Raw genomic sequence first — 7,880 nt, forward strand, 5'->3', positions numbered from 1 at the left:
AAACGATCCGCGACGACCGTTGCCGCAAGCCCGCATGTTCGAAACTTACTTTCAGGAGAGCCCATCATGAAACGCCGTACATTCCTTAAGGGCGGCGCGGTTGCCGGCGCCACGACGCTGGTTGCTGCACCTGCGATCGCGCAGAGCGCGCCGGAGATCAAATGGCGCCTGACCTCGAGCTTCCCGAAGTCGCTCGATACCATCTACGGCACGGCGCAGACCTTCGCGAAATACGTTGCGGAGGCCACCGACAACAAATTCCAGATCCAGACCTTTGGCGCAGGCGAGATCGTTCCGGGCTTGCAGGCGCTCGATGCCGTCAGCACCGCCTCGGTGGAAATGGCGCAGACCCCGCTCTATTTCTACATCGGCAAGGAGCCCGCTCTGGCCTATGCCACCGGCGCGCCCTTCGGCATGAACCATCGCCATCAGGAGTCGTGGTGGCACTTCGGCGGCGGCGCCGACCTCACCAACGAGGCGCTCAAGCCTTTCAAGGCGCATGCCATCCTCTGCGGCAATTCCGGCACCCAGATGGGCGGCTGGTTCCGCAAGGAGATCAAGACCGTCGACGACCTCAAGGGTCTCAAATTCCGCATCGCCGGCATGGGCGGCCACGTGCTGGCAAAGCTCGGGGTCGTCCCGCAGCAGATCGCGGGCGGCGATATCTATCCGGCGCTGGAGAAGGGCACGATCGACGCGGTCGAGTTCGTCGGTCCCTATGACGACGAGAAGCTCGGCTTCTACAAGGTCGCCAAATATTATTACTTCCCCGGCTGGTGGGAAGGCGGCGCCATGCTGCACATGATCGTCAACGACGAGAAGTGGAATTCGCTGCCCAAGCAATATCAGGCGATCGTCAACCAGGCGGGCGCGGCGGCCGGTGCCTGGATGCTCGAGAAATACGATAGCGTGAATCCGGCTGCGCTGAAGCGGCTGATCGCGAGCGGTACCGAGCTGAAGGCATTCCCGCAACCGGTGCTGGAGGCCTGCTACAACGCGACCCAGGACCATCTGAACGAGCTCGCCGCCAAGAGCGACCTGTTCAAGCGGACCAAGGAAAGCCACGACGCGTATATGAAGGAGCTGCTGTTCTATACGCAGATCGCGGAAAACTTCTACGACAATTACCTGCTCAGCAAGATGCGCAACAAGAGCTGAGCGTGAGGTGGAGCGCGGTGCCGCGATTGCGCCGCGCTTGTAGAGTGGGCAAAGGCGCACTCGCGCCGTGCCCACGTTCTCTCGCTTCATTAGCAAGGGTGGGCACGCTTCGCTTTGCCCACCCTACGGCTCCACGAGAATTTTCGTTTGGCGAACTACGCCGTCGCCAACCCCAGCTTCGCATAGATCCTTCGCGCATAGGCGCCGAACGCATCCGTCGTCTTCAGCGGAAGGTCGCGCGGGAAGGGCAGGTCGATCGGGAAATAGTCGGCCATCTTCGCAGGTCCAGCCGTCAGCACGGCGCAGTGCGAGGACAGGAACACGGCCTCCTGGATCGAATGCGTGACGAAGATGATGGTCTTGCCGCTCTCGCGCCAGATCCGCAGCATCTCCAGGTTCATCTGCTCGCGCGTCAGCGCATCCAGCGCGCCGAACGGCTCGTCCATCAGGATCAGCTTGGGATCGTGGATGAAGGCGCGCGCGATGGCGGTGCGCTGCTGCATGCCGCCGGACAGCTGCTGCGGATACTTCTGCTCGTAGCCGGCGAGCCCGACCAGGTTGAGCAGATCGCGCGCCCGCTCGCGCGCGGCCTTCATCGGCAGCCCGACGATCTCGGCCGGCAACAGCACGTTGTCCAGGATCGTCCGCCATTTCAGCAGCAGCGCCTGCTGGAACACCATGCCGATGTCACGGGTCGGATCGAACGGGCTGTCGGCATTGCCGATGCTCACCGTGCCGCCGTCGGCGCCGTGCAGGCCGGCCAGGATCTTCATCACCGTGGTCTTGCCGCAGCCGGACGGGCCGACCAGCGAGACGAGCTCGCCTTCCTGCACGTCCATGGTGACGTCGGACACCGCCAGGAATTCGGCGCTGCCGCTGCGATAGACCTTGCGGACGCCCCGCAGGCTGATGAAGGGGTCCGCGCTCATGCCAGCCATTTGTTCAGGTTCGCGGCGACGAAGGCATCGTCGCTGAGGTCGGCGTGCTCGCGCGTGACGCGGTCGATCTCCTCCTTCTGGCCGGGGCTGAGGCCTTCGTTCGGATCGAGGCACCACAGGCCCTGCATCAGGCCCTGGCGGCGCAGGACCTCGTGGCAGCCGGCGATGCAGCCGTGAAAATTGTTGGCGACATCGAAGAAGGCGCTGTTGCAGTCGGTGACGCGGGCATCGAGCGCGAGCAGGTCGGCAGGCACGCTGTCCTTGTGCCGTGCCGCCTTGCAGCGCTCGAACTGCTTGATCGCGCTCGCGGTCCACACCGACCAGTGGCCGAGCAGGCCGCCCTTAAAGTAAGTGCGGGTGGTGACGCCCTTGTCGCGCAGGTCGAAGGGCAAGGCGAGATCGAGCAGGATGTGATCGTCGTTGCCGGTGTAGAGTGCGACGCGGTCGAGCGCGCCTGCGGCCGCGACGCCGCGCAGCACGTCGAGCGTCCGATAGCGGTTGAACGGCGCGATCTTGATTGCGATGACATTGTCGATCGAGGCAAAGCGCTGCCAGAACCGGCTCGACAGGACGAGGCCGCCCACGGCCGGCTGGAGATAGAAGCCGACCAGCGGGATCTCGCCGGCGACCGCCGTGCAGTGCGCGATGATCTCGTCCTCGGAGGCGCCCTTCATCGCGGCGAGGCTGAGCAGGCCGGCGTGATAGCCGATGTCGCGCGCGGAGCGGGCCTCGGTGACCGCCTGCGTTGTCGGACCCGCGAGGCCCGCGACCATCGCCAGCGGACGCTTGGTCCAGTTCGCCGCGGTCTCGGCGGCGAGCTCGAGCACGGGGCGGTAGAGGCCGACATCTCGGATCGCGAACTGGGTGGTGTGCACACCGACGGCAAGGCCGCCCGAGCCGGCATCGATGTAGTAGCGCGTCAGCGCACGCTGATGCGTCTTGTCGAGCTGTCGCCCGGCGGTGAGCGCGAGCGGATGCGCCGGCAGCACGGTGCCGTCGGCGATCAGCTTGCGGACGTCGCGGTTGATCTGGCTGTGGTGCATGATGTCCTATCCGAATTCGGGGCCGGCGACGGCGAATGGCATTTCCTCGGCCATGGCGGTGGCGGGGCCGAGACGCATGCGCTGGAAGGGGCGTTCGATGATCCAGCCGGCCGCCGTCAATCCGTCCAGGAACGTCCCTTGCGACGCGACGGCGTCGAGCAGGAGCGGTCCGTCCTGCGACTGCGCGATCGCGTCGACCAGGGTCAGCGCGGCTGCGGTGTGATCGGCGAACAACGGGCCGATATGGCGCGCGGCTCGGCCGTCCCGCACCAGCGCGATGGCGCCGTTCGCGGTGACGATGCGCGAGCCAGGCCGTCGCGCGAAGGCGGAGAGCAGGGCGGTGCGGTCGAGGCCGGTCGCGCGCCGGTCCCGATCGCAAAGCGCGTCGAGCGTTGCGGTTGACGGCGCTTGCCCGGACGCGGACGTGGATTTCACCAGCTTCAGCCGGCGCAACTGCGAGGTCGGAGTGAACCCGAGCGGGCCATAGACCCGGGCGCCGTCGGGCGTCGCATCGAGCCAGCACGTCAGCCCGTTCTTGCGCGCCGCCGCGAGGCAGGCATCGACGAGCTGCGTGGCAAGACCGAGGCGGCGGTGGCTTTCCGTCACCAGCACCATGCTGATCCACGCATTGTTGCCGGAATAGGGCAACAGGGCCGCAGTCGCGACCAGCCGTGCGCCGTCGCGGATGCCGAACACAAAGCCTTCGCTCAAGAAGAAGCGCCAGTCTTCGATCGTCTGGTTCCAGTGCGCTTCGGTCGAGAGCACAAGGCCAGCCGCGGCGTCCTCGACGCCGAGCCGGACGATGCGCGGACCGTCAGTAGCGACCATCGCGCACCTCGTATTTGGTGGGCTTGCCGAGGCTCGGCATGGCGCGAGAGACCCAATCCGCGGTCCAGGCGATCAGTTGCTCGGTGTCAACGACGGGCAGGCCGAACAGCTCGACCGCCTTCGACGTGTCGGTCAGCCACGCCGTCGGCTCCTCCTTGCCCGTCAGCACCGGCGCGCGGCCGAACCGTGCGCCGAACTTCGCCGCGAGATCGCGCACCGCGAGGATCTCGTGGCCGCTGACGTTGATCGGCGAGGTCGGCGTCGTGCAATGCGCCAGGCAGCGCAGCGCCTGGGACGACGCATCGCCCTGCCAGATGAAGTTGACATGGCCGAGGCTGACGTCGATCGGCGTGCCCGTCAGCACTTTCGTCGCGATGTCGTGCAGCACGCCATAGCGCATGTCGATCGCGTAGTTGAGGCGGAAAAGGCGCCCCGGCGTGCCGAACTTGCGCGAGAAATATTCGAACATGCGCTCGCGGCCGACGCAGGACTGGGCGTATTCGCCGGGCGGGTTCGGCGCCATGTCCTCGCTCGAGCCTTTGCCGTCGACGGGGACGAACGGATAGATGCAGCCGGTCGAGAACGCCACGATGCGCGAGGAGGGGAAAGCCTGCGCGACCAGCGCCGGGACGTGCGCGTTCATCGCCCAGGTCAGCGACAGATCGCCCTCGGCGCCGAACTTGCGACCGGCCATGAAGACGATGTTCGGCGCTTTCGGCAGGACCTGAATAGCCTTCTCGTCCATGAGGTCGCAATTGATCGTCTCGACGCCGCGCGCGTGCAGCCAGTCCTTCACGCCGGCGTCGCTGAAGCGGGCGACTCCGATGACACGGCGATCCGGCGCGGCGGCCTTCGCAAGTCCTGCCAGCGTTGGGCCCATCTTGCCGGCGACGCCGAGGATCATGATGTCACCCTCGACCTTCTTGAGGTCGTCGATCAGGGCTTGGCTCGGCCGGCACATGAGGTCGTCGAGCGCAGCGATGTCAGGGATGGTCTTCGGCAGCGTCTGGCGGGTGAGCAGCATGGATTCGTCGTCCTTGGTCTTCAGGTCTGCCTGGCGTCGCCGACCACGAACATGCGTTCGAGGGCGAGGACCAGGCTGTAGAGAGCGACGCCAAGCAGCGTCAGCAGCACGACCGCCATCACCATCGCGGGCGTGTCGAGCGAGGACTGCACCTGGATCATGAGGTAGCCGAGCCCGCGCTCGGAGGCGATGAACTCGCCGACGATGGCGCCGGCGACCGCGAGGATTGCGCCGACCTTCATGCCGGAGAAGATGTAGGGCAGCGATCCCGGCAGCTGGATCTTGCGGAACAGCGTCCAGCGCGATCCGCGCAGCGATTTGACGAGATCGAGCAGGTCCGGCTCGACCTCGCGCAGGCCGCGCGCGGTGGTGAGCAGGATCGGGAAGAAGCAGATGCTGAAAGCGATCAGGATGTTCGGCACGATGCCGTAGGAGAACCAGACGATGAAGAGCGGGCCGAGCGCGACTTTCGGAATCATGTTCAGCGTCACGAACAGGGGCAGCAGCACCAGGCTCAGCAGCGGCGCCCAGCTGAAGATCACCGCGAGCGCGACGCCGACGAAGGCGCCGAGCGCGAAGCCGCCGAGGATCTCGATCGCCGTCACCAGCGTGTTGGCGCCCCAGGCATAGCCCGTGGTCCCCAACGTCTGGATCGTCGCAAGCGGCGAGGGCAGGATGAATTTCGGGACCTGGAAGGCATCGACCGCGGCCTGCCACAGCACGAGCACGGCGAGATGCGCGATCAGGATGATCGCAAAGCTGTGCGAGGTGCGTGCTCCGTCTCCTGCCACCGCATGCTCCCTGTTGCCGACAGTCACCCTGCCGCGGTCGCGAGCCTAGCCGGACTCGAGGGAAGTTTCAACCAGTTGGTTGATTAGGGGCGGAGCGACTGGAGCACCAGGTCGGCGACGTGGCGGCGGCGGGCGCGCCGCTGGGCGCGGCTCGACAGGTCCTTGCCGAAGATCGCCGACAGCGTCGGCGTGTTGGAGAAGAAGAAATAGGACAGGCCCGCAATGGAGATGTAGAGCTGGACCGGATCGATCCCCTTGCGGAACACGCCCGCGCGCACCCCCTCGTTCAGGATGTGGGAGACGCTTTTGACGAGGGGGGAATGCATCGCTTCCAGCCGCGTCGAGCCGCGGACGTGGCGGGCGCCGCCGCGGTTCTCGTCGTTCAGAAGCACGATGAAATCGGGGTTTGCGGCCAGATGGTCGAACGAGGCCTCGATCAGCTTGCGGATCGCCTTCTCCGGCGGCAGGCCTTCGAGATTGAGCCTGCGCTCCTGCTCGCGGATGTCCTCATAGACCCATTCCAGCACGGCGAGGTAGAGCGCGTCCTTGTCGCCGAAATAGTGGTAGACGAGCTGCTTGTTGACGCCGGCGCGCTCGGCGATCTCGTCGACGCGGGCGCCCGCAAAGCCGTGCCGGGCGAATTCCTGGCGCGCCGCGGTCAGCAGCTTGTTGCGGGTGGCGACGGGGTCGCGGCGCTGCGGCACGGTGTCGCCAGATCGTTTTGCGGGCATTTCCAACCAAACAGTTGACAAGTGGAGGGCGGGCTTGTTGCATTGGTATCCTCACAAGGGGAGAGCGACAAGCCGGGTCGCTGGCACGAGGAGGGATGCGATGAAGCGTTTGCAGGCGGCGGGCTCGGCCCTGGTGTTGGCTCTGGCGCTCGGTGCGACGGCGATGCCCGTGCATGCGGGAGAGGCCGTCAATCTGATCCTGAACTGGACGCCGACGGCCGACCACTCGCCGTATTATTACGCCAGGGCGCAGGGCTGGTACGAGAAGGCGGGCATCGATCTCACCATCGAGACCGGCAAGGGCTCCGGCGTCTCCGCGGCCAAGGTCGGCTCCGGCGGGTCGCCCTTCGGTGTCGCCGATCTCGCCACCATGCTGGTGGCCAAGAGCAAGGGCGCCGACACGGTTGCGGTGATGAGCGTCTATGCCAATACCGGCCAGACCTTCTACTGGCTGAAGAGCTATGGCGTGAACGGGGTGAAGGATTTCGCCGGGCACAAGATCGGCAATCCGCCCGGCGACGCCTCGCGTGTGATGTGGCCGGCCTTCGCCAAGGCGGCAGGGCTTGCGCCCGACTCCGTCGGCTTCGTCAATGTCGGGCCGACCGCCAAGATCGCGGCGCTGAAGAGCCACACCGTCGATATCATCAGCGACTTCTACAACGAGCACGACCTGAAGGTCATCGAGTTCGGTCCCGATCTCGGCTACGTCAATTGGAAGGACATCGGGCTCAACCCCTACGGCAATTCGGTGATCGTCAACGGCGCCTACTTGCAGAAGAACCCGAAGGTCGTCGAAGACTTCGTGCGCGTCACGCAGAAAGCCTTCGCGGCCTGCGTCGCCGACGTGGCCCCGTGCCTGAACGCGCTGCTCGAGCAGGTCTCGGGGCTCGACCGCGCCAACCAGGAGCGCCAGTGGGAGCGCATCAAGTTCCTGATGACGGACGAGTTCACGACCACCAAGGGTCTTGGCTGGATCGACGGCGAGCGGATGAAGAAGGACTACGAGTTGGTCCAGACCTATCTCGGCATGGAGAAGCCGTTCGACGTGACCACGGCGTTCACGACCAAGATGCTGGATCCCGGCGTCAAAATGGATGCGAGCAAGGTGAAGAAGTAGGAGCTCAGGTCGCGGCGCCCGCCCCATACACTGGTGTCATGCCCCGCGAAGGCGGGGCACCCAGTACGCCGCGGCCTATCGGTTGACCCGCAATCGCGTTGGAAGACTGGATCGCCCGCCTTCTGTTTAGTCCGGGGACATGGCTGACACCTGTTCGGACACATCACTGACAGGTTGGCCGTTGGTCAAGTCGATTGATGCGACCTGCCAGCTGGCAAAGAAGATTCCGTAATGGCCATCGCGGTCGAGG

General features: G+C 65.6%; 8 protein-coding genes and 1 pseudogene. 2 read left to right on the forward strand and 7 right to left on the reverse strand.

Annotated features, from left to right (window positions below; translation table 11 throughout):
* Positions 1–66 precede the first annotated feature (66 nt).
* Positions 67–1,158, forward strand: coding sequence for a TRAP transporter substrate-binding protein (locus AC066S_RS35965; RefSeq protein WP_126258363.1), 1,092 nt, complete (start codon positions 67–69; stop codon positions 1,156–1,158).
* A gap of 155 nt (positions 1,159–1,313) precedes the next feature.
* Here the strand turns inward: AC066S_RS35965 and AC066S_RS35970 are convergent, their stop codons facing one another.
* The 6 genes from AC066S_RS35970 to AC066S_RS35995 all read right to left on the reverse strand — a co-directional run bounded on the left by AC066S_RS35970 (position 1,314) and on the right by AC066S_RS35995 (position 6,513).
* On the reverse strand, positions 1,314–2,096 hold the full coding sequence (locus AC066S_RS35970; RefSeq protein ID WP_126258362.1) for an ABC transporter ATP-binding protein: 783 nt from the start codon (positions 2,094–2,096) through the stop codon (positions 1,314–1,316).
* Positions 2,084–3,139, reverse strand: coding sequence for a dihydrodipicolinate synthase family protein (locus tag AC066S_RS35975; RefSeq protein ID WP_478271823.1), 1,056 nt, complete (start codon positions 3,137–3,139; stop codon positions 2,084–2,086). Before AC066S_RS35975 ends, AC066S_RS35970 begins: the two co-directional genes overlap by 13 nt.
* 6 nt (positions 3,140–3,145) lie before the next feature.
* Positions 3,146–3,967, reverse strand: a complete 822-nt coding sequence (locus AC066S_RS35980) for a GNAT family N-acetyltransferase (RefSeq protein WP_478271824.1) — start codon at positions 3,965–3,967, stop codon at positions 3,146–3,148.
* A complete protein-coding gene (locus AC066S_RS35985) occupies positions 3,954–4,991 on the reverse strand; it encodes an NAD-dependent epimerase/dehydratase family protein (RefSeq protein WP_126258359.1) in 1,038 nt (345 codons plus the stop codon). The genes AC066S_RS35980 and AC066S_RS35985 overlap by 14 nt, the downstream gene beginning before the upstream one ends.
* Before the next feature lie 20 nt (positions 4,992–5,011).
* Complete coding sequence (locus tag AC066S_RS35990) at positions 5,012–5,782, reverse strand: ABC transporter permease (RefSeq protein ID WP_135169536.1); 771 nt, start codon at positions 5,780–5,782, stop codon at positions 5,012–5,014.
* Positions 5,783–5,865: 83 nt separating this feature from the next.
* Positions 5,866–6,513 carry a TetR/AcrR family transcriptional regulator gene (locus AC066S_RS35995; RefSeq protein ID WP_135169537.1) on the reverse strand — a complete coding sequence of 216 codons (648 nt, stop codon included), beginning with the start codon at positions 6,511–6,513 and terminating at the stop codon, positions 5,866–5,868.
* Positions 6,514–6,613: 100 nt separating this feature from the next.
* On the opposite strand from AC066S_RS35995, the gene AC066S_RS36000 reads away from it, so the two are divergent.
* Positions 6,614–7,630 (forward strand): ABC transporter substrate-binding protein, encoded by a 1,017-nt coding sequence (locus tag AC066S_RS36000; protein WP_478271825.1) that lies wholly within the window; start codon positions 6,614–6,616, stop codon positions 7,628–7,630.
* Between the two features lie 126 nt (positions 7,631–7,756).
* Here the strand turns inward: AC066S_RS36000 and AC066S_RS36005 are convergent.
* Positions 7,757–7,880: pseudogene (locus tag AC066S_RS36005) on the reverse strand (IS481-like element ISRm20 family transposase); the annotation flags it as partial.

It is taken from the genome of Bradyrhizobium sp. CFUWI, from assembly GCF_056429085.1.